This is a genomic window from Corynebacterium marambiense, assembly GCF_016342275.1.
Lineage (GTDB): Bacteria > Actinomycetota > Actinomycetes > Mycobacteriales > Mycobacteriaceae > Corynebacterium > Corynebacterium marambiense.
The window spans coordinates 438,261-459,679 of the sequence record NZ_JAEIOT010000005.1; the positions used below are offsets into that span (position 1 = coordinate 438,261).

20 protein-coding genes and 1 pseudogene are annotated in these 21,419 nt (G+C 64.5%); 7 read left to right on the forward strand and 14 right to left on the reverse strand.

Going from position 1 to position 21,419, the window contains the following annotated elements:
• The first annotated feature begins 196 nt into the window (after positions 1-196).
• Both serA and JDV76_RS04645 read left to right on the forward strand, forming a co-directional pair.
• Entirely contained in the window at positions 197-1,792 is a 1,596-nt protein-coding gene (gene serA / locus JDV76_RS04640; protein ID WP_198735699.1) for a phosphoglycerate dehydrogenase, read from the forward strand.
• A gap of 202 nt (positions 1,793-1,994) precedes the next feature.
• The gene (locus JDV76_RS04645; protein ID WP_198735700.1) at positions 1,995-2,468 is read left to right on the forward strand and encodes a flavin reductase family protein; all 474 of its coding nucleotides are present in this window, start codon (positions 1,995-1,997) and stop codon (positions 2,466-2,468) included.
• A 611-nt stretch (positions 2,469-3,079) separates the two neighbouring features.
• Here the strand turns inward: JDV76_RS04645 and JDV76_RS04650 are convergent.
• The 6 genes and pseudogenes from JDV76_RS04650 to JDV76_RS04675 all read right to left on the reverse strand — a co-directional run.
• Positions 3,080-3,325, reverse strand: a pseudogene (locus JDV76_RS04650) (SulP family inorganic anion transporter); the annotation flags it as partial.
• A 127-nt stretch (positions 3,326-3,452) separates the two neighbouring features.
• Positions 3,453-3,824 carry a biotin/lipoyl-containing protein gene (locus JDV76_RS04655; RefSeq protein ID WP_198735701.1) on the reverse strand — a complete coding sequence of 124 codons (372 nt, stop codon included), beginning with the start codon at positions 3,822-3,824 and terminating at the stop codon, positions 3,453-3,455.
• Between the two features lie 87 nt (positions 3,825-3,911).
• Positions 3,912-4,130, reverse strand: coding sequence for a hypothetical protein (locus JDV76_RS04660; protein ID WP_198735821.1), 219 nt, complete (start codon positions 4,128-4,130; stop codon positions 3,912-3,914).
• 143 nt (positions 4,131-4,273) lie between these two features.
• Positions 4,274-5,827 (reverse strand): acyl-CoA carboxylase subunit beta, encoded by a 1,554-nt coding sequence (locus tag JDV76_RS04665; protein ID WP_198735702.1) that lies wholly within the window; start codon positions 5,825-5,827, stop codon positions 4,274-4,276.
• A 40-nt stretch (positions 5,828-5,867) separates the two neighbouring features.
• Positions 5,868-7,364 carry a methylmalonyl-CoA carboxytransferase subunit 5S gene (locus JDV76_RS04670; RefSeq protein WP_198735703.1) on the reverse strand — a complete coding sequence of 499 codons (1,497 nt, stop codon included), beginning with the start codon at positions 7,362-7,364 and terminating at the stop codon, positions 5,868-5,870.
• A gap of 222 nt (positions 7,365-7,586) precedes the next feature.
• Entirely contained in the window at positions 7,587-7,922 is a 336-nt protein-coding gene (locus tag JDV76_RS04675) for a hypothetical protein (RefSeq protein WP_198735704.1), read from the reverse strand.
• A gap of 168 nt (positions 7,923-8,090) precedes the next feature.
• Here JDV76_RS04675 and JDV76_RS04680 point away from each other — a divergent pair, with 168 nt between their 5' ends.
• Positions 8,091-8,423 (forward strand): hypothetical protein, encoded by a 333-nt coding sequence (locus tag JDV76_RS04680; RefSeq protein WP_198735705.1) that lies wholly within the window; start codon positions 8,091-8,093, stop codon positions 8,421-8,423.
• Between the two features lie 49 nt (positions 8,424-8,472).
• Here JDV76_RS04680 and JDV76_RS04685 read toward each other — a convergent pair whose 3' ends face one another.
• Positions 8,473-10,002: a SulP family inorganic anion transporter gene (locus JDV76_RS04685; RefSeq protein ID WP_198735706.1), complete on the reverse strand. Its 1,530-nt coding sequence runs from the start codon at positions 10,000-10,002 to the stop codon at positions 8,473-8,475.
• A gap of 323 nt (positions 10,003-10,325) precedes the next feature.
• Between JDV76_RS04685 and JDV76_RS04690 the strand changes: the two genes are divergently transcribed.
• Both JDV76_RS04690 and JDV76_RS04695 read left to right on the forward strand, forming a co-directional pair.
• A complete protein-coding gene (locus JDV76_RS04690) occupies positions 10,326-11,267 on the forward strand; it encodes a type III secretion system chaperone family protein (RefSeq protein ID WP_198735707.1) in 942 nt (313 codons plus the stop codon).
• 88 nt (positions 11,268-11,355) lie between these two features.
• Positions 11,356-12,372 (forward strand): 3-isopropylmalate dehydrogenase, encoded by a 1,017-nt coding sequence (locus JDV76_RS04695; RefSeq protein WP_198735708.1) that lies wholly within the window; start codon positions 11,356-11,358, stop codon positions 12,370-12,372.
• Between the two features lie 439 nt (positions 12,373-12,811).
• Here JDV76_RS04695 and JDV76_RS04700 read toward each other — a convergent pair whose 3' ends face one another.
• The 3 genes from JDV76_RS04700 to JDV76_RS04710 form a co-directional block, all read right to left on the reverse strand.
• Positions 12,812-13,312, reverse strand: a complete 501-nt coding sequence (locus JDV76_RS04700) for a DUF1643 domain-containing protein (RefSeq protein ID WP_198735709.1) — start codon at positions 13,310-13,312, stop codon at positions 12,812-12,814.
• Between the two features lie 175 nt (positions 13,313-13,487).
• Positions 13,488-13,919 carry an ASCH domain-containing protein gene (locus tag JDV76_RS04705; protein ID WP_232958830.1) on the reverse strand — a complete coding sequence of 144 codons (432 nt, stop codon included), beginning with the start codon at positions 13,917-13,919 and terminating at the stop codon, positions 13,488-13,490.
• Between the two features lie 43 nt (positions 13,920-13,962).
• Positions 13,963-15,072 (reverse strand): alpha/beta fold hydrolase, encoded by a 1,110-nt coding sequence (locus tag JDV76_RS04710; protein ID WP_198735710.1) that lies wholly within the window; start codon positions 15,070-15,072, stop codon positions 13,963-13,965.
• A gap of 249 nt (positions 15,073-15,321) precedes the next feature.
• Here JDV76_RS04710 and JDV76_RS04715 point away from each other — a divergent pair, with 249 nt between their 5' ends.
• Positions 15,322-17,178, forward strand: coding sequence for a putative nucleotidyltransferase substrate binding domain-containing protein (locus JDV76_RS04715; RefSeq protein ID WP_198735711.1), 1,857 nt, complete (start codon positions 15,322-15,324; stop codon positions 17,176-17,178).
• Positions 17,178-17,843, forward strand: coding sequence for an exonuclease domain-containing protein (locus tag JDV76_RS04720; RefSeq protein ID WP_198735712.1), 666 nt, complete (start codon positions 17,178-17,180; stop codon positions 17,841-17,843). The genes JDV76_RS04715 and JDV76_RS04720 overlap by 1 nt, the downstream gene beginning before the upstream one ends.
• An 86-nt stretch (positions 17,844-17,929) precedes the next feature.
• Here JDV76_RS04720 and JDV76_RS04725 read toward each other — a convergent pair whose 3' ends face one another.
• From JDV76_RS04725 to JDV76_RS04740, 4 genes are read right to left on the reverse strand one after another with little or no spacing between them, the layout of a single operon-like run.
• Positions 17,930-18,550 carry a response regulator transcription factor gene (locus tag JDV76_RS04725; RefSeq protein ID WP_198735713.1) on the reverse strand — a complete coding sequence of 207 codons (621 nt, stop codon included), beginning with the start codon at positions 18,548-18,550 and terminating at the stop codon, positions 17,930-17,932.
• A complete protein-coding gene (locus JDV76_RS12880) occupies positions 18,541-19,623 on the reverse strand; it encodes a sensor histidine kinase (protein ID WP_198735714.1) in 1,083 nt (360 codons plus the stop codon). The genes JDV76_RS04725 and JDV76_RS12880 overlap by 10 nt, the downstream gene beginning before the upstream one ends.
• The gene (locus tag JDV76_RS04735; protein WP_198735715.1) at positions 19,620-20,381 is read right to left on the reverse strand and encodes an ABC transporter permease; all 762 of its coding nucleotides are present in this window, start codon (positions 20,379-20,381) and stop codon (positions 19,620-19,622) included. The genes JDV76_RS12880 and JDV76_RS04735 overlap by 4 nt, the downstream gene beginning before the upstream one ends.
• A 13-nt stretch (positions 20,382-20,394) precedes the next feature.
• Complete coding sequence (locus tag JDV76_RS04740; RefSeq protein WP_198735716.1) at positions 20,395-21,345, reverse strand: ABC transporter ATP-binding protein; 951 nt, start codon at positions 21,343-21,345, stop codon at positions 20,395-20,397.
• Positions 21,346-21,419: the final 74 nt, after the last annotated feature.

Below are 21,419 nucleotides of genomic sequence, written 5' to 3' on the forward strand. Positions count from 1 at the left end.
CCCCCGGTTCGGAGCACCAAACTGTGTTGTGCATCACCAAACGTTCCGCCGTGGGTGCCCACGGTGGACAGTCGGACAGCACGGTCTAGACTGAAGCGCAGTCGCACGCCACCTTTTGCCGGCGTGGACCCGCCCCGGGCCGACGCGGTCGTGCCTGCCCGGACGCGGACGCAACCAGCATTCCAGGAGTAAGAACGTGAGCCAGAATGGCCGCCCGGTAGTACTCATCGCAGACAAGCTCGCACAGTCCACCGTCGACGCCCTCGGCGACGGCGTGGAGGTGCGCTGGGTCGACGGACCCAACCGACCCGAGCTGCTCGCCGCAGTCGGCGACGCCGATGCCCTGCTCGTCCGTTCCGCAACCACCGTCGACCGCGAGGTCCTCGAAGCCGCGAAGAACCTGACCATCGTCGGCCGCGCCGGCGTCGGCCTGGACAACGTCGACATCACCGCCGCCACCGAGCGCGGCGTCATGGTCGCCAACGCCCCGACCTCCAACATCCACTCCGCCTGCGAGCACGCCATCTCGCTGCTGCTGTCGACCGCCCGCCAGATCCCCGCCGCCGACGCCACCCTGCGCGACGGCGCATGGAAGCGCTCCTCCTTCCAGGGCGTCGAGATCTTCGGCAAGACCGTCGGCATCGTCGGCTTCGGCCACATCGGCCAGCTCTTCGCCCAGCGCCTCGCCGCGTTCGAAACCACCGTCATCGCCTACGACCCCTATGCCAACCCCGCGCGTGCCGCGCAGCTCGGCGTCGAACTCGTCGAACTCGACGAGCTCATGGGCCGCAGTGACTTCGTCACGATCCACCTCCCCAAGACCAAGGAGACCGCCGGCATGTTCGACGCCGAGCTGCTCGCCAAGGCCAAGAAGGGACAGATCATCATCAACGCCGCCCGCGGCGGCCTCGTCGACGAGCAGGCGCTCGCCGACGCCATCACCTCCGGCCACATCCGGGGTGCCGGTTTCGACGTCTACGCCTCCGAACCGTGCACTGACTCCCCGCTGTTCGGGCTCAAGGAGGTCGTGGTCACCCCGCACCTTGGTGCGTCGACCGTCGAGGCCCAGGACCGGGCAGGCACCGACGTCGCCGACAGCGTGCTCAAGGCACTCGCCGGCGAGTTCGTCCCCGACGCCGTGAATGTCTCCGGTGGACGCGTCGGCGAGGAGGTCGCCCTCTGGCTCGACCTCTCCCGCAAGCTCGGCCTCGTCGCCGGCGAGCTCCTCGACACCGCCCCCGTCGCCCTCGAAGTCACCGCACGCGGCGAGCTGTCCACCGAGAAGGTCGACTCCCTCGGCCTGTCCGCCATGCGCGGCCTGTTCTCCTCGATGATCGACGAGCAGGTCACCTTCGTCAACGCCCCCCGCATCGCCGAAGAACGGGGCGTCGACGTCACCGTCACCACCGAGAGCGAGGCTGTCAGCCATCGCTCCACCGTCGAGGTCAAGGCCATCGCCTCCGACGGCACCACCGCAGCCGTCGTCGGTACTCTCGCCGGACTCGACCGCGTGGAGAAGATCGTGCGCCTCAAGGGACGCGGCCTCGACATGCGCGCCGAGGGTCGCAACCTGTTCCTCCACTACACGGACCAGCCCGGTGCACTGGGCAAGGTTGGTACCCGCCTCGGTGCCGAGGGCATCAACATCGTGGCCGCAGCCCTGTCGCAGGACGCCTCTGGCACCGGCGCGACGCTGATTCTCCGCGTCGATGCCGAGGTCCCCGAGAAGATCGTCGAGGCCATCAGTGCTGACCTCGACGCAACCGCCTTCCAGGTGGACTTCGGGGTTTGATCTACCGCTGGTTCCACAAACCGCCGCCCCACCGTTCTTCCCCTTGATGGGGGAGGCACGGTGGGGTGGCGGTTCATTTGTATCCAGAGGTTACATTTTGAAACGTCGTTTTTAGAACAACTGCTATAACGTATCTTCGCAGTGTGGACCGACTTCCCGTAGTCTCTCATCTGCTATCTCAAAGGGGGTAGAGTAGGGGACCATGACTGAAACGGTATCGGGCCTCGAACTACGCACCGCTGTTGGATCGTTCCCCTCCGGGGTCACGGTCGTGACCACTCATTCTGAAGGGATGGACATCGGGCTGACGGTCAGTGCCTTCGCGTCTCTGTCCCTGGAACCAGCCATGGTTGTCGTCTGCATCGAGAGCAAATCCAAGTCCTTGCCGCACCTGGCTGTAGGCCGTGAGATTGGCATCTCCGTCCTCGCCTCGGATCAGCTCGAACTGGCGGTGCAGTTTGCACGGCATGTGGAGGATCGTTTCGAGGGAGTGGAGATTGAGCGCCGCGGCAAAATTGGTGTGCCCTTTATTAAAGGGGCTGTGGCTTGGTTCCTTGGCATAGTTGATTCGTGGTTTGAAGGTGGGGACCATACAATCATAACTGCCCGGGTGATTGGGTGCGATAGTGATGTGCACATGTCTGCCCTGAGTTATTTTAGGGGCAAGCTTTCGTAGGACTGAAAATATCTATATTTGTGTCTCTTATTTTACCTGCTGGTTTAATTTAGATGCAAACCATGTGAGATGCGCATTCGGTCGGGTGTCAGAGGTTTGAAAATTTCTGGTCGATGGAGTGTGGTTTTCTGGGTAAACTATTTTCTTTGTGAAGTTTTCGAAGGAGATTACTGGTTGTCCGTTACCGTGTGTGGGATTTTGTCATGTTTTGAGGTGTGGTATTTTGACATTTTGGATTAACCAAACTTCATGATTCTGAAATTTCGGGGTGTTATTCTGGTCGATTCTCCATTGGATAATTCTTTTGAGAGTGCTGTTTATTGTGGGTGGGTGTTGATTCAGAATTCTCTGGATTTCCAAAGGAAGGTTTGAAGAGGTTTTTTCGCTTATCGGGAATAGGGGTTTCAACCCGTTTTGAGCGGTATCGGACCGATCTGTATTCGTTTGGCATTTCATTAAGGTGTGATGTGAAAACTGGATCAGAAGCGTCCACTAATGTGAAGGCCTGTAGTCAATTGTTCTGTTCAGCCAGTATCTCTGGGGTGTCAACGCCGAGGTTGGGTGGCCAGGGCAGCTGTGACGGCGACGGGCATGAGCGCGGTCTCGGATCAGGGCATGAGGGTGAGGGTTCGGGGTGCGATGGAGTGCCAGTCGAAGGTGCCGACGGAGACCATGATCATGATGGCCACCAGTGCGGCCATGGAGATCTGTCCGACGATGTCGCTGAGGGTGACCACGAGGATCAGCGGGAAGATGCCGGCGAGGAGGGTGGACAGGCGGGTGCGGGCGCGGGATTCCTTGACGTTGATCATCGTCTGGCCGATCAACGCGCAACCACCTATAGCACTGTGATAACCGCGACTTCCTCTCAGCAAATAGGCAAGTCGGTGGGATTGAATGTGAGAGGGGTCGGACTGCGTTGCGCGCAGCCCGACCCCTCTCAGTTCAACGTCAACCGCTGAACACCTCACTCCAAGCCCCGAACTAGCCGATCTCCACCAGAACCTGTCCACCCTGCACGGATTCGCCGACGCTGACGGGGAGGGAGGCGACGGTTCCGCCTGCGGGTGCGGTGATCTCGGTTTCCATCTTCATTGCCTCGAGGACGAGGAGAACCTGGCCCTGCTCGATGGTGTCGCCCTCGTTGATCAGCACCTTGGAAACGCTGCCGGCCAGGGGAGCGACGACCGCGTTCGAAGCGACGCCTTGGACGGATGCTGTGGTCGGTGCAGCCGGGGTATTCACGGCGCCCGAACCTGATCCTGTGGAGAACAGTGTTCCGCGTTGACGCTGCTCCTCCTCGACCTCCACATCGACGGAGTAGGCGACGCCGTTGACGGTGACCTTGAGTTTCATGTGCGGTGTGCTCCTTTGGGGCGATCAGGTGGTTTCAGCGGTGGCGGAGGCGTTCGGTGCGGCCGCTAAGAAAGTGGGCTGGTTGGATTAGATTTGGCTTTCGTGGTGTACATGAGTTGCGCGTCTTCCTTGTTGCGCCCATGTCTGGTGGCGATGGAATCGGACGGCGCGGACCTTGCCGGAATTGCCCAGATATGCGGATACCGCGGCGGAGATCGCCATGAGGATGTCTTCCGGTATCTCCACATCTGATCGACGGCGCATTTCCTCCAGTTCGCGTTCGAGTGCATCGATCCGTGCGCTCATGGCCCTGAGCGTGTCTTCGGTGGCCTTGAGTCGGCCGATGAGCTGGTCTTCTCGTCCGGGCCGCTCGTCTGGTGTCGGGTTCATGGTGTTCACGGTGTTCTCCTGGTGGGCTGTCGCTGTCGGGTGCGTGGAGGTCGGTTAATTTACACCGGCCCAAGCCCGTGTTTCTTCGCTGGCCGGTGGACCCGCTTGTTGGCCAGTAGCTCGAGCGCGTAGCCGACTTCTCTGCGGGTGGTGGCGGGGTCGATGATCTCGTCGACGAGGCCACGGCTGGCGGCCATGTAGGGGGTGGAGAAGGTGTCCCGGTATTCTTCGACGAGCTCGGCGCGGCGAGCCTCGGGGTCCTCGGCTGCGGCGATCTCACGCCGGAAGACGACGTTGACGGCTCCTTCGGCACCCATCACGGCGATTTCGGCTGTCGGCCAGGCGAAGACTTTGTCGGCGCCGAGGTCTTTCGAGCACATTGCGACGTAGGCGCCGCCGTAGGCTTTGCGGAGTACGACGGTGATTTTCGGGACGCTGGCGGAGGAGTAGGCGTAGAGAACCTTAGCGCCGTGGCGGATGATGCCGCCGTGTTCCTGGGAGACACCGGGCATGAACCCAGGGACGTCGACGAGGGTGACGAGTGGGATGTTGAAGGCATTGCAGAAGCGGATGAACTTGCAAGCCTTGTCGGAGGAGTCGATGTCGAGCACGCCGGACATGACGCTGGGCTGGTTCGCGATGAACCCGACGGTGCGGCCGACGATGCGGCCGAAACCGACGACGAGGGAGCGCGCGAACCCGGCCTGTACCTCGAGGAAGTCACTGCGGTCGACGAGGTGGGCGATGACGTCGCGGACGTCGTAACCACGGCGGTTGTCGACGGGGACGATGTCGCGGAGCTCCGGGTCGTCCTCGACGATGTCATCGGGGTCGACAATCGGGGGGTCTTCGGTGTTGTTCTGTGGCAGGAAGCTCAGGAGTTTCTGGGCGAGGAGGATGGCCTGTTCGTCATCCTCGGCGATGAAGTCGATATTTCCGGACTTGGTCATGTGCGCGTCGGCGCCGCCAAGTTCTTCCGCGGTGACCTCTTCGCCGGTGACTGTTTTGATGACACCGGGGCCGGTGATGAACATGGTGGCGCGGCGGGTCTGGATCACGAAGTCCGTGAGGGCAGGGGAGTAGGCGGCGCCACCGGCGCAGGGACCGGCGATAATGGAGATCTGCGGTACCACTCCAGACAGCAGGACGTTGTTGTAGAAGACCTTGCCGTAGCCGGAGAGCGAGTCGATGCCCTCCTGGACGCGGGCACCGCCGGAGTCGTTGATCAGGACGAAGGGGGTGCCGGTGGTGGCGGAGGCCTGCATCATCGCGGCGACCTTGATGGACTGCTCCTCGCCGGCTGAGCCGCCCATGACGGTGAAGTCCTGGGAGGCGATGTGCACGGGTCTGCCGAATACGGCGCCGGATCCTGTGACGACGCCGTCGGCGGGCAGTGCCGCTTTGTCCATACCGAAGCGGGTGGAGCGGTGGGTGGTGAAGGCGCCGGTCTCCTGGAATGTGTCGTGGTCGACGAGGAGGTCGATGCGTTCCCTGGCGGTGAGTTTGCCGCGTTCGTGTTGTGCGGCGATCTTCTTCTCTCCGCCACCGGCGAAGACCGTCGCGCGGCGTTTGGCGAGTTCGGCGAGTCGGGCATCCATGCTGTCGTGTGCCATGGGGTGGGGGACCGTTCCTTCGTGGGGTGGCTGGATGGATCTAGGCGGGTTCGACACGGACGGTCTGGCTGCGGCCGCCGAGACTGACGCGGTAGGTGATGGGTTCGCGGATCGGGGCTGTGTGTTTGCCCGCCTCGCGTTTCTCTTCCGCGAGTTGTTCGGCGGTCTTGCCGACGGACTTCGGGCCCTCGTTTCGGGTGGTGAAGAAACCGGGGGCGACGCCGGGGAATAGGGCGTTGGTCAGTACGTCCTCGTCGGAGCCATCGGTTCCCTCGAGAGCTGCGGCTTGTGCGACGAGTTCATCCCACTCGGGGTCGAGCAGATCCGCCGGGCGGCAGGTGATGGGTTCCTTCTTGGTCTGGCCCTTGGCCTGCTCGATGAGCTCCGGGTTGCGCTCACCGATGCACTCGCCGTAGTAGCCGAGCATGAGGTCAGCGAACTCGGCTGTCAGTACCTTGTACCGGCCCATGAGCACGTTGAACACGGCCTGCGTGCCGACGATCTGGGAGCTCGGGGTCACCAGCGGCGGGTATCCGGCGTCCTTGCGGACCACGGGGACCTCCCTCATGACCTCGTCGATGCGGTCGCCTGCGCCCTGCGCCCGGAGCTGGGACTCCATGTTGGACAGCATGCCGCCGGGGATCTGGGAGAGGAAGATGTTGGTGTCTACCAGCGTCTTCGACTCGAACTCGGCGTACTTGGGGCGAACTTTCTTGAAGTGGTCGCGGATGGTGATGAGCCGCTCCATGTCCAGGTCTGTGGTGTACCCGGTGCCCTCGAGCATCTCGACGAGGGACTCGGTGGGGTTGTGGCCCGGGCCGAGGGACATCGACGAGATGGCGGTGTCGACGACGTCGGCGCCGGCCTCGATGGCCTTCATCAGGGTGACCAGGGTAACGCCGGTGGTGGAGTGGCAGTGGACGTTGATCTGCGTGTCCTCGCCGTAGGTGTCCTTGATGCCGCGGATGATGTCGTAGGCGGGCTGCGGCTTGAGCAGCGCGGCCATGTCCTTCAGCGCGATGGAGTCCGCACCCATGTCGAGAAGGCGTCCGGCCTGTTCGACGTAGCCCTCCACGGTGTGCAGCGGGGAGACGGTGTAGCAGATCGTGCCCTGGGCGTGCTTGCCGACGTTCTTCACCGCGGCCATGGCGTGCTCGAGGTTCCGGGGGTCGTTGAGGGCGTCGAACACGCGGAAGATGTCCATGCCGTTCTCTGCGGACAGTTCCACGAACTTGTCCACCACCATGTCCTCGTAGTGGCGATAGCCGAGCAAGTTCTGGCCGCGCAGCAGCATCTGGAGTTTCGAGTTGGGCAGGAGCTTGCGGAAGGTGCGCAGTCGCTCCCAGGGGTCCTCGTTGAGGAAGCGGATGCAGGCGTCGAATGTCGCCCCGCCCCAGCACTCAACGCTCCAGTACCCGGCCTTGTCGATGTCCTCGCAGATGCCCGTCATGTCCTCCATGGCCATGCGGGTGGCCATCAGGGACTGGTGTGCATCGCGCAGTGCTACTTCTGTCACGCCGATCTTCCGAGGGTTCATGACACCCAAGATACTGGCGTAACGAGTAATGCGGAGGGGTATTGAATGTGGCGACGAACACCCCCATCTTGTTTGGTCGGGCGTAGTCGGAAGTTTACGGGTTGTTTGGTGGGAATCTAGTGGTAGGCGCCTCGAAGTGAGCCTGTCCAGCACACGGGCCACGTTTTGTGTGTTAGATCACATATTCCGGATGGTGGGTTGTACCGGGTAGATGTGTGTCGCCTAACGCTTGTTCGCCGACCCGTGGGCGTCCCGCGTGGCTCCCGTTTCTCCGTTCACGGTTCGGTATGCGGCGGCGACGGTGAGGATTGCCACCGGGATCGAGACCAGGCTCCCCACCCCGAGCGCGAGCGCACCGGCCATGATGACCCCGATGCAGACGAGCAGCAGCGCGACGAGCCTGAGATAGTGCGCCCGGCCCGTGGCGAAGCTCCCTGCGAGGGACCCGCCGACCGTCGCGCCCGCGGTGTAGCAGAACGGGGCGAACGCACAAAGGGCAGCAGCAGAACGCTCACGGCTGCGATGATCAGGGCCGTGAGCCGCAGGCGGAAGTACCACGGCCCGTCGATGAGCGCCCACTCCGGCCCCAAAAGGCCCGCGACGTGGATCGCGGCCGCCTGAACCGTGAGAAACGCGGTGCCAATCAGCAGGAGCACGGGGAAGGCGTTTCCGTATTCCCTGTCGGTGTTGTCCCTGTCTCCTGCTGTGTCGCGGAGTGCAGCCCGGATGATGAAGGTGAACCCGAGCGCGAACAACGCAGTGGATATCGCACCGTTGATGACTGCGCCGGTGACTGTTTCGGCGTTCGCGCTGCCCCCTTCGGAGTCCTCATTCCGGAGGGTCGGCGGCGGGAACAAGATCGCGATGATCCCGTATCCGAGCCATCCCCATATGTTCGTGAGGAAGGTGTCCACGGCCGTGTTCAGGCAGCGGCGGATGGAGAATCCGCCGGTGGTGGTCCCGGAGGTGGCGAGGTCGTCGCTGGTGCGCATCCGGCTCCTCGAAGAAGTCAGCCCCGTGTACGCGCGGGGGAACGGCGTCCGGTCCCCGACAGGGTAACAGGGTGAGCCCGCCGCAGGGGTGGCCGTGGAACCCCACGGCCACCGGGTCAGACGAGTTCGCCGGTGAGCCTGTCCAGGCGCCGCTTCGATGCGCCGTCGAGGCCGATGATCTGCACCTCCGTGCCCTTCGCCGCGTACTTGCGGGTGATGGCGTCGAGGGTGGCGACGGTCGAGGCGTCCCACACCTCGGCGTCGGTGAGGTCGATGACGACCTGGGCGGGATCGTTGTCGTAGTCGAACTGGTAGACCAGATCGTTCGACGAGGCGAAGAACAACTGGCCGACGACGCGATAGGTGCGGAGGTTGACCCGGCCGTCATCGTCGGTGTCGACGTCGGCGATCTTCTCCACCGTGGTCAGGTGGGCGACGCGGCGAGCGAACATGACCATCGCCATGATCACGCCGGTGACTACGCCGACGGCGAGGTTGTGGGTGGCCAGGGTTGCCGCGACGGTGACGAGCATGACCGCGGTCTCGGACCAGGGCATGAGGGTGAGGGTTCGGGGTGCGATGGAGTGCCAGTCGAAGGTGCCGACGGAGACCATGATCATGATGGCCACCAGTGCGGCCATGGGGATCTGTCCGACGATGTCGCCGAGGGTGACCACCAGGATGAGCAGGAAGATGCCGGCGAGGAGGGTGGACAGGCGGGTGCGGGCGCGGGATTCCTTGACGTTGATCATCGTCTGGCCGATCATCGCGCAGCCACCCATGCCGCCGACGAAGCCGGAGGCGATGTTCGCCGTGCCCTGACCCCAGGCCTCGCGGGTTTTGTCCGAGCGGGTCTCGGTGAGATCGTCGACGAGCTTCGCCGTCATCAGCGACTCCATCAGGCCGACGAGCGCCATCGCGAGGGAGAACGGCGCGATGACTGTCAGTGTCTCCAGGGTCAGCGGGACATCCGGGATGAGGAAGTGCGGCAGGCTGGAAGGCAGCTCGCCCTGGTCGGCGACATCGGGGAGCTTGAACCCGCCGAGCATCGCCACCGCGGTGAGCACGATGATTGCGATGAGTGGCGCCGGAACTGTCGTCGTCACGCGCGGCAGGAACACCATGATTGCGATGGCGACCGCCATCAGTGGATACACCACCCACGGCACGTTGTAGAGGTGTGGTATCTGCGCCATGAAGATCAGGATCGCCAGGGCGTTGACGAATCCGACCATCACCGAACGCGGAATGAAGCGCATCAGCTTCGCCACGCCCGTCGCGGCGAGCAGGATCTGGAAGACACCGGCGAGAATCACCGCCGCGATCAGGTAATTCAGTCCGTGGGACGCGACCAGTGGCGCGATGACCAGGGCCACCGCACCCGTCGCCGCACTGATCATGGCCGGACGCCCACCGGCGAACGCGATGGTCACCGCCATGATGAAGGAGGAGAACAACCCGACCCTGGGGTCGACGCCCGCCAGGATGGAGAAGCTGATCGCCTCCGGGATGAGCGCGAGTGCCACGACGAGGCCGGCGAGGACCTCAATGCGCAATCGGCGGGGTGAGGAGAAAGCAGCACGGAAGGAGGCCGGGATACTGATGTCTCCGTGGGTGTCGTTCACGGCGGAGCGCTCAAGCGGCATGGGGGCCTTTCAGGTGGATCATGGGAATTCAGCGTGACGCTCCACCACGCTGTGGCGAGGTCGGCGGGCCAGTGCATGGCGTTCCCGCGGTTGAGCCGGGGAAGGTGCGGCTGATGAAGAAAAAGCCCGATCGGGCGCGTTGCGCTATCCGGTCGGGCACACAGGAGGTCCACCCTAGCGGTGTTGCGGCACAAAGGGAAACGGTGCCGCTAATCCTTCCGCTAACCCGTGGACCCTGTGGCGTAGGTTGGACAAGGAAGAAAACAGCCCGGATCGAACCCCGGCCGCCCCGACCGACCCGAGGAAGTGACCCTCCCCGCTCCATGAACGAACTCACCCTGCCCGACACCGCCCTCGTCCAGTCCGCAGCCCGCAGCATCGGCCTTGAGCCGAGGGCCGCTGCCCCCGGCGCCGACGTCACCGTCGACCACGGACCCGTCACCCTCACCGTGCGCGTGGACGCGGAGAACGACGAACCCCGGATCACCGCGCTGCTGAGCTACAACGGCCGGGTCACAGCGGCCGACTACGTCACCGCGCTCGTCGCTGTGAACGCGGTGAACTCGGCGTCCTGCGCGCCGCATGTGTTTCTCTCGGCACCCGGTGGGGAACCGCTGCGGACGGTACTCTCACCGGGGGAGAACACCTCGGCGGAGGATGCCGCGCCACTCGACGTCACCGCCCGCCTGGTGTTCCCGGTCGGCGACGGGGTGACCAGGGGACAGGTGGCCGGACTCATCGGCACCGCGCTGCGCATCGGCGGGGAACTCGCGGAGGCGATCGCGAAGGCGCTGCCGGACTCCGCCCCCGAGACCACGGAGACACCCGGACGCTCCACCGTCCGGCCACCGTCCCTGGATCTCCCACCGCTGACCCGGGAGCGGGTCACCGGCTGGTTCGCGGCGCGCGGAGTGGAGGAGGTTCCCTACGACGAGGAGACGGACACCGTGTGTCTGTCGATGGACGGAACCCCCGTCGACATCATTCTCGCCAATCCTGAGCAGGCCGTCGTCCGCGTCGCGGCCCGCGTGCCCGCGACCGGTGAGCCGGATCCCGGACAGCTCCTGCACGTCTGCAACCACGCCAACGCACTGTCCACGACTGCGGCGGTGTGCGCGGTGCAGCAGTCGGGTGACTGGTGGCTCGTGTCCCGCGTCGGTGTCCCCGTGGCCGCAGGGGTCAGCGACACACAGGTCGACGCCGTGATCAGGACCGGTGTCATCGGTGCCGGTTCGCAGCTGAAGGCCGTGCTCCGGCAGGTCTGATCCGGCCCCTTCCGCGGGCTGTGGGACCGGTGGGGAAGTGTTAGACTCACCGACAAGAGTTCACTATGTGGGAATGGAGTCTCATCAAATGAAACTGGCGGTTATCGGCGGCGACGGAATCGGCCCGGAGGTCACGGCGGAGGCACTCAAGGTCCTCCGCGCGGTACGCGATGACATCGAGACCACTGACTTCGACCTCGGTGCGCGCCGTTACCTCGCCACCGGCGAGACCCTCACCGACGAGGATCTTGCCAGCCTGCGGGAGCACGACGCGATTCTCCTCGGTGCCGTCGGCGCACCGGGTGAGGTCCCGCCCGGTGTCCTCGAGCGTGGGCTGCTGCTCAGGATGCGCTTCGCTCTCGACCACCACGTGAACCTGCGGCCCGCGAAGCTCTACCCGGGATCCGCCAGCCCGCTCGCGGACCCGGGCGAGATCGACTTCGTCGTCGTCCGCGAGGGCACCGAAGGCCTCTATGCTGGCAACGGCGGCCTCCTCCGCGAGGGAACCGAGCACGAGGTCGCCAGCGAGGTCAGCCAGAACACCCGCTTCGGCGCGGAGCGCGTCGTCCGCGATGCCTTCGAGCGCGCCCGTGCCCGCCGCGGGCACCTGACTCTCGTGCACAAGACCAACGTCCTCGTCCACGCCGGCGGGCTGTGGCAGCGCACCGTTGACGCCGTCGCCGCCGAATACCCGGACGTCACCGTCGACTACAACCACATCGACGCCGCCACCATCTACATGGTCACCGACCCCTCCCGCTACGACGTCATCGTCACCGACAACCTCTTCGGCGACATCCTCACCGACCTTGCAGGGGCGGTCACAGGCGGGATCGGGCTGGCCGCCTCCGGCAACATTGACGTCTCGGGCGTCAATCCCTCCATGTTCGAACCGGTCCACGGTTCCGCGCCGGACATCGCCGGAAAGGGCATCGCCGACCCGTCGGCCGCGATCCTCTCCGCTGCACTCCTCCTGCGACACCTGGGCGACGAGGACAACGCCGCACGCATCGAGAAGGCCGTCGCGGAGGACGTCGCTTCCCGCGGCACCGGTGGGGTCGTCACCAGCGAGGTGGGCGACCGGATCGTCGCGGCGCTGGGATAGAGTTTTAACTGGGCCGCACTGTTAGCTGTTCTGGTTGAGTCATGGGGGTAGAGGGGCCAGCGTTGTGTCCGCTGACTACGATCTAGGTTGTAGTCAGGAGAGTTTCCCCATCTTCCGCTTGAACAGTTCGATCCATGCATCTTCATCTGCGTATTTTACGGTTATTCGTCGTCGATCCCAGCTGTACTTACCTCCTGGAGATGGGTGGCATGGATGACTGTTGCTCGCGTTGGGGAAATATAGCGCTCCCGCTATGTTTAACGGGGTCTTTGTTGTTGTCTCGGAGTCGCTATCTTCCGGTTCCTGGAACTCTGCAACGGGATTAATAACCTCTGTTTTCCAATATTTTTGGAATCTTTTCTTTTTGCACACTCTCCCCAAATTGGAAATATGTATGTCGTTCCTTCGAGGGCTAAAGTTAAATATTTAAGAATGTCAATTATTTGGTAATTAGATTTTTCCCCGGAATCGCCCCCGGCGGTGTTATTTTCCAACGGTCTATGCCGTTTTCTAATTCGGATCTACTACCGATAATCGGAGATAAATTTATTAGTATTGCTCGGTCGACCTTCTCTATTATTTGGGCAGCTCTGTGGTTCTCCGGATTCTCTCTAATTTCTGGAAAGATGTTGTTGTCGAGATTTAAGAGCTGGCGCAGAATTCCTGTCGTCGGGTCGCCACCCCTTTTGCGGAAATCAAATTTCGTCGCTGACGACGGGTTCATGCCGATAAAGAGGATTTGAGCCTTCTCCTCTTCTTTCTTTGTCGAGCCGGGGTTTCGATTCCAGCTGAGAGGTAGACGGTAGTCGCTTGGTTCTTCGATATGTGCCTTTCCTTCTTGGAGTTCCTCTTCAGAAGCAAAAACACTCATGTGTTCCTCGTCTGATCTCATGATTTCTTCAATGCACTCTTCGATGCTTTTGGCTGTGTTGTTGCTCATCGAGATTTCCTAATTACTGGAGTGCTACAGGGGGGGGAGTTGCTTGGGGAGTGTTCCGGCGGAGATATTTGTTTCTGGGGCAATTGTATCAGGCTACTTAGCAGTTTAGGTGGTGGGTTTTGTGTAGGGGTGAAGTCGCGGGATTGTATCAGTGTGGACATCGCGTTCAGGTTCTCTACCGCTGCACCACGCGGAAACGGGCGCACACCACTGGTGTGTCCTCGCTGATGGTGAAGTGGGGATCGTCGATTGCTTCGCGGTATTCGGTGCTGTGCCAGAACTTTCGGTGTGCGGACGCCCATTCCCGGGCGGTCGTGTACCCCTCGCCCTCGGCGCGGGCGAACTCATCGTCCACGTCACCGAACGGGCGGATCGCCACATCCGTCGTCTCGATGACGCACACCGGCCGGTCGTCGCTGTCGACCACGACCTCACGCGTGTCCACCAGGGCCCGGGGGTCGGTCCCTTCGGCTTCGTGCTCACGCAGCAGGGTGGAGGTAGCGGTCTTGTCGCCGCGGAGAATCGCTGCGATGAGTGCATCGCGCAACGGTCCCGGGAATGCGAACTCGCAGGTGGCGAGCGTGGGGTCGGGCGGTGTGTCCATCATGTGCGGAAATGATATCCCGGAGCCCGGTGCAGTGTCCGGCGTGTTACCCCACGATCAGCTTGTAGTCCTCAGCGATGCGCCGCCTCCAGCAGGCGATGTCGTGGCCTCCGACGAACCTCCTCGCGATGTGGTTCACTCCGAGTTCGCGCAGACGATCCTCCGCGTGCTCGAAGCCGTGCACCATGAGCCACTCGAGTTCGCCACCGTCGATGATGACCCGGATCCGGTCCGGGAGTTTGCGCAGCAACTCCCAGTCCTCGAAGCGGGAGAACGGTGTGGATAGTGCGATGACCCCGGCCACCTGCTCGGGTCGGGTCGCGGCGGCGTAGAGGGCGCCGAGCCCGCCGTAGGAGGAACCCGCGACGACGGCCCGCGGCGCGCCGGTCTCCCTGGCGACGGTGTCGAGTACCGCCGCCGTGAAATCGTCGTTGCGGAGGAGATCGCGATTCCTCGACTCGACGTCTTGGCCGTGGATGATGAACGCGATGTGGGAGGGGATCACATCGAGGGTGGACAGTGCAGCCATTGCTCCGGCGTTGTGGAACGACGGGCCGTCGAACACAACCAGCGGTACCCCGGTGCCACCGGTCTCCACGAGCCGCATGCACCGCGGTTCGGCAGCCTCGATGTTCACGGTCCGTGCGGGCCAGCCGGGCTCCTCGCCCGTCGCGTGGTCCATCGCGGCGTCCGGTGCGGAGATCACGGTCGCCGGTGCAGACGAGTGGTTGATCTCTTCGCCCTCGGGGAGGAGCGCACCCCGAATGAGATCCTTCCACCAGGCGCGCTGTGCGGCACCGGTCGGGGCCACAGGATTCTCGCCCTCCATCGGCAGGTAGCGGACGCTTCCGCGCCAGCCCTTCGGGACCTTCAGGACGCAGGCGCGGACCTTGGGGACCTCGGGATGCGGGCGCATCAGGCCGGCCTCGAGGCGCGACCGGTCGGTGATTCCGGAGACATCCGCGAACAGGCTGCGACCGGGAGCCCCCTGGGTGGTGGCCAGGACGAGTGCCCACCCGTCGTCCTGGGGGACGAATCGTGGGATGTTGGTACAGGCGGTATCGCACAGGACATCGTCGGTGACCGTGTCTAGGGGAAGGGAGTTGTCTTTGATGGGGAAGGGGCGGGTGCCCGGTTGGACGCGATCGGTGGACAAGCGAATCACCTCAGGTTGACGGTCGAGTGGGGACGAGCACCCGACTCAGTTCAGGCGTGTGACACTGTGGTCCACGCATATAGTTCGGTTGTGGCAAGCGTACAAAAATCAGGGGCGTGAAACTAGGGTACATCCGGGAATCCACAGTGAACGGTGATAGCTTTTCGGTGAACCCGCGATGACCGAGATGGAGACGTGTATCACCTAAATTGTCTGCATGTGTCCCTGGTCACCAGATACACTTGCTGCATGTCTGTTGAACTTGATGAGGTCCGTGACTTTCTGGCCACCACTGATCCCTTCGCGCAACTGCCGGATGATGTCTTGGACGCCCTGCCCGCACAGATGGACATGCGCTATGTGCGTCGTGGGGTGACGATCGTCGGGACGGGGGATACCAATGACACACTCCACGTGATCCGGTCCGGTGCCGTGGACATCACCGATGCAGACGGCATCCTCCTGGATCGGCGCGGTGCAGGCAGGACCTTCGGGTACTCAACTCTCGTGGGTGACAACGCGGCCTCCCGGTACGACATGATCGCCGTCGAGGACACCCTCCTCCTCGTCCTTCCGCGTCACGCGTTCGTGGAGCTCGCGGAGGAGCATCCCCAGGTTCGGCGATACTACTCGGGCCAGTCCGCCCGGATCGCAGCGGCGGCCTCGTCCCTGCGGCAGGACTCAGCCTCCGATGTGCTGAGCACCCTCGTAGGGGACTTCATGGTCACGGAACCCGTGTCGGTGGAGGACGGAGTCTCGGTCCGTGATGCCGCCAGGACGATGGAGGGCAACCGCGTCTCGTCCCTTCTCATCACCCGCGGTGGAGATCTCGCGGGAATCGTGACCGACCGGGACATGCGGGGCGGGATCGCCGCGGGAACGGACCTGGACGGACCGATCACCGCGATCATGACGGCGGGACCGAAGACGGCGACCTCCGACATGCCCGCCTTCGAGGCGATGCTCCGCATGGCCGAACGACGCGTCCACCATCTTCCGGTCGTCGATTCGGGTCGCCTCGTCGGGCTGGTCAGCTCCTCCGACATCATGCGGCTGCTGCGCCACGACCCGATCTACCTCACCGCGGATCTCTCCAAGCGCAACACCCTGGAGGAGCTGAAGGAGGTCTACGACAACGCCCACGACGTGGCCGTCCGGTTCATCGAACGGGGCGCCAGCTCGGAGGAGGTCACCGGGCTGCTCACCGTCGCCGCCGATGGCCTGGCCAGGCGCCTGTTGCAGCTCGGCGAGGAGAAGTTCGGCGAGCCACCGGTCCCGTACGCCTTCGTCGTCGTCGGCTCGCAGGGGCGCCGCGGCATGGGGCTGGCGAGTGACCAGGACAACGCGATGGTGCTCGACGACTCCTTCGATGAGGCAGAACACGGACGGTACTTCGCAGATCTCGCGACCTACGTGTGCGAGGGCCTGGCCGCAGCTGGTCAGGTGCTCTGCCCGGGCAACATGATGGCGATGAACCCGGACTGGCGGATGACGGTCTCGACGTGGATCTCCACGTTCCACAACTGGATCACCGCACCCGAGCCGGACGCCCTGCTCCACGCACAGACCTTCTTCGATTTCCGCGCGATCCACGGCGAGGAGAGACTCGCAGAGGAGGTACACGCGTTCGCCGTCCAGCAGGCCAGGGGCGCACAGCGGATGCACGCGCACCTCGGCGCGCTCGCGGCCCGCCGCGAACCGCCGCTGGGGCTCTTCCGTGGCCTGGTGGTGGACCGCTCCGGGGAGTACGCGAACACCCTCGACGTGAAGAAGGGCGGTACCGCCGCGATCGTCCAGATGGCCCGGTTGTTCGCGCTCGCCAGCGGAATCGACGCCGTGGGTACCCGTCCACGCCTCAAGCTCGCCGCCGGGAAGGGGGCGGTGTCCACGGGCGGTGCCGAGGAACTCATCGACGCCTTCGACTTCCTCAACACAATCGCCCTCAAACAGCAGGCGGAGCAGGTGCGGCGGGGGGAGGAGCCGAACTACCACATCAACCCGAAGGCGCTGGGCAGGCTCGATTCCGAGCACCTGCGCGACGCGTTCCAGATCATCAAGAACATGCAGAACGCACTGGCGACGAAGTACCCGGTCAGGAGCATCTGATGTTCGGTCTGGACAAGCGCTCCCGCACGGTACGCGCCGCGACCGGCCCGTTGGCGGAGTTTTACCGGAGCAGTTTCCCGGTTCCCTCCGACAAACTGGACACCTTGCCGTTGCTCGCCGTCGACGTGGAGACCACCGGGCTCACCCCGGGAAAGGACCGGCTGCTGTCCATCGGCTGGGTCCCGGTCAACGGCAGGTCCATCGACCTCGCCGGAGCCGGGCACGTCGTGCTCCGCGGAACCGAGGGGGACGGCTCGGTGGGGGAGTCCGCCACCGTCCACGGCCTGACCGATGACGCCGTCGCCGCGGGCGAGGATCCGGCCGAGGCGGTGACGAAACTGTTGCGTGCGCTTGCCGGGCGGGTCATGCTCGTCCACTACGCCCACATGGAGCAGGGGTTCCTCGGGTACGCGTGCAGGCGGCACTTTGGTGCCGACCTGATGGTCCCGATCGTGGACACCTTCACCGTGGAACGCCGACACATGGAACGCATGGGAACCTATCCGAGGGGTGAAGATCTGCGCCTGCCCCGGGTGCGTGGGCGCTACGGGTTGCCGTTGTACCGGAGCCACAATGCACTCACGGACGCGCTGGCGTGCGCTGAGCTCTATCTGGCCCTCGCGGCGAACGCCCGGGGTGACACGATGAAGACGATGCAGCCCTGAACCCGGTTTACTACCTAGATACAGAGGGACATCCATTGTCACTGGGGGTCTGAAGCTACCCCATATTCGGTTAGTAGGCCCCACCTCTAGATCCACCCCAGGTCCCGCGCGGTGACGGCAGCCTCCATCCGGTTGGCAGCGTGGGTCTTGGCTATCGCGCGACTCAGGTGATTACGTACCGTCCCCTGGGTCAGGTGCACGCTCCCCGCTATGTCGGCTACCGTCGCCCCGGTGAGCGCCAGACGGAGCAATTCGGCCTCGCGCTCGGTCAACGGGCTGTGCCCGGCGGCGAGTGAGTCCCGGGCGAGAGCGGGGTCGATCACGGTAAGCCCGGCGTGGATGCGGCGGATCGCTTCGGCGAGTTCCTCCGCCGGGGAGTCCTTCACCATGAAGCCGCTGGCCCCGGAGTCCATCGCGCGGCGCAGATACCCGGCGCGCCCGAAGGTGGTGAGTATCAGCACGCGCGGTGCACCATCCAGCGCGCGGATCTCCCGGGTCGCCGTGATCCCGTCCGTCCCGGGCATCTCTATGTCGAGCAGGCACACGTCGGGCCGGTGTCGGGCGGAGAGATCGACGGCGGCGGCGCCGTCGCCGCAGTCGGCGATGACGTTGATGTCGCGTTCGAGGTTGAGCAGGGCCACGAGTGCTCCCCGGACGAGCGCCTGGTCTTCGGCGATGAGGACGCGGATGCTGTCTGTCACGGCCATGTCGCCTCCACTGTCGTCCCCGAGTTCTCCCCGCTATCCACGGTGAATGTCCCGCCGGTTGATTCGACGCGGCTCCGCATCGAGCGCAGCCCGTTACCTCTCTGCTCCGGGTCGGCCCGGAACCCGGTGCCGTCGTCGGCGACCACGAGCCTGCGTGGGGCGACGGTGACCCGGCAGGTCCGTGCCCGGGAGTGGCGGACGACGTTCGTGGTGGCCTCCCGGACGACCCAGGCCATCGGTTTCTCCACGTCCTCGTCGACCGGCGGGTTCGCGGGCAGGTCGGCGCGGATGCCCGCGGCCCCGAGAATGTCCGCGGCACTGGACAGCTCGAAGTCCAGCGACGACTCCCGCAGTCCCGCCACGACGCTGCGGAGTTCGTTCAGCGCCCGCCGGGTCAGCTCACGGGATTCCGCGATCTCGTCGCGTGCATCCTCCGGTGCCGCGTCGACGAGACGCTCGGCGAGCTGGAGTTTGACGGTGACGGCGGTGAGCGTCTGCCCGACGGTGTCGTGCATGTCGTGGGCGAGGCGCTCCCGTTCCGTGAGGATCGCGAGCTTGTTCTGCGTCTCGGCCTCCCGCAGTCCGAGGTACCGGTAGTGCTGGGTGAGGATCATCGCCCAGCCGAGGATGATGATCCCGATGGACATCGGCACCGGGTTCTCCATCCCGGCCAGGAAGAACACCACGACGGACCCGCCGATCAGGGGTGCACTCACCAGGATCGGCAGGGCGATCCCGGCCCACGCGACCGGGTAGTAGAGCATGCCGACCGCGGTGTGTCCGATGAGGAGCCAGTTGAGTACCGTGAGCCCGAGCAGACCGGTCAGGCCCATGAGCGACCGGCGCCGGGTCATCGGGGAGGCCCGCTTCGTCAGGAGGAACCCGTACAGGGCGACGTAGAGAGCGCCGAAGACGAGGATGGTGGTCACGGACGCCACTCGCACCCACACCGGGTGATCCCCGGTGAGGGCCTTGGCGATGGCCGGGGCGAGGAACACCAGCCAGAGGGCGGTGGTCAGCGCCGCGGGGACGGAGATCAGGTCCCGCCGGCCAGCACTGGTGGTGGAGTTCACCTGCGCAGCCCTCTGCGGTGACCGAGCCACGCGAGCGCGACGAAGATGAGCGTCCATGCCCCCATGTTAAGGATGAGCTGCCACAGCGGGAACAATTGGTTGTCCGCCCCGCCGCCGGTGCCGGGACTCAGGTACCAGATGACCGAGCGGGTGAGCATGCCCGGTCCGAACATCGGGGTGAAGCGCGCGAGGTCCAGGAGCATGCCCTCGAGCGGCAGGAAGAGGTTGCCCATGAACGCGATGAGCATCATGATCAATCCCATGTAGCGGGTGACCGTGGACCCGGAGAACCAGAGTCCCATCATGAGGCCGAAGAGACCGAAGATCACGGCGCCGACGAGGCAGCAGGTGCCGACAGCGAACCACATGCTGACCGGGGCCTCGGCACCACGCAGTGGGGAGATCGCCGCGATCGCGAGGATCGGCACGACGGACACCACCAACGTGATGAGTAGCTTCACCGCAATGTAGCGGTTCATCCCCAGGCGGGTGAGCGCGATGGCCCGCAGCCAGTTCGTGTCCCGTTCCGCCGTGATCGTCGCGCCCTCGTTCGCGGCGACGGTCGCCGTGCCGTAGAGCGCGATGGACATGGCGACGATAAAGTGCAGGTTCGCGACCGGCCCGGCAGGGGTATTCCACTGTCCGGTGTCGAAGGTGACACCCAGGTACACCGCCACTGGGAGGAATACCGCGGCGAGCATGATGGAGATGTCGGTGAGTGTGTAGCGGAGGAGGCGGTTGAGGAAGGTCGTTGTCATGGTCGGCTGCCTTTCAGTGTGTGCTGTGCGTGTCGACGCCCGCAGCCGTCGGGTGGGCCGTGGGCTCGGCGGTGAGCTCGAGGAAGACCTGCTCGAGGGACGGCTGGTGGATGATCAGGTCCCGGGCGCCCGGGATCCGGAGGAGCCGGCGGGCGAGCTCATCCGAGTGGCCGGGTGCGACGGTGATGCGGTCACCGTCCACCCGGGCGTCGAGACCGGTGCATGCGAGGGACACAGCCTCTGGTGGTGCTCCAGTGATCGTGACCGTCCGCGCCCTGGCCCCCAGGAGGTCGCGCACCGACCCGTCGGAGATGATCCTCCCGTGTGCCATCACCACGACGCGTTCCGCGTGTTCCTCCGCCTCGGCGAGGTAGTGCGTGGCGAAGATGATCGTCCGCCCGGCGTCCGCGTCCCGGGAGATCGCTGCCCAGAACTCGCGCCGGGCACCAGTGTCCATGCCCGTGGTCGGCTCGTCGAGGATGATCAGGTCGGGATCCGCGATCAGGGAGACCGCGAACTTGATGCGCTGCTGTTCCCCGCCCGAGCAGTTCTTCACCCGGCGCTTCATCAGCCCGGTGATCCCCGCCCGTTCGGCGACCTCGTTGACGCGCCCCGTCTCCACGCCCTGGGCGGCGGCGATGAGCAGCAGGGTCCTCTGCACCGTCAGGTAGGGATTGAGTCCGCCCGACTGGGGGACGCAGGCGATCCGCCCGCTGCCGGTGACCGCGGACGGCTGCTGTCCGAACACCCGGATGGACCCGCCCCCGGGTGTGGAGAACCCGCAGATCATGTCGATGAGGGTCGTCTTGCCCGCGCCGTTGGGGCCGAGCAGGGCGACGATCTCGCCGGCGTTGATCTCCAGGGTGACGTCGTCGACGGCCCGGACCGTGCGGTCGCACGATCCGAAGGTCCTCGTCACTCCGGAGACCGAGATGACTGGTGTGGTGGGGTCTGTGCTTCTCATGGCCCCAGTGTCGTCCGCGCGCCGGGTGTTCCGGATCCCCGGAATGTCACCACCTGGAGGTGACAGATGTCATG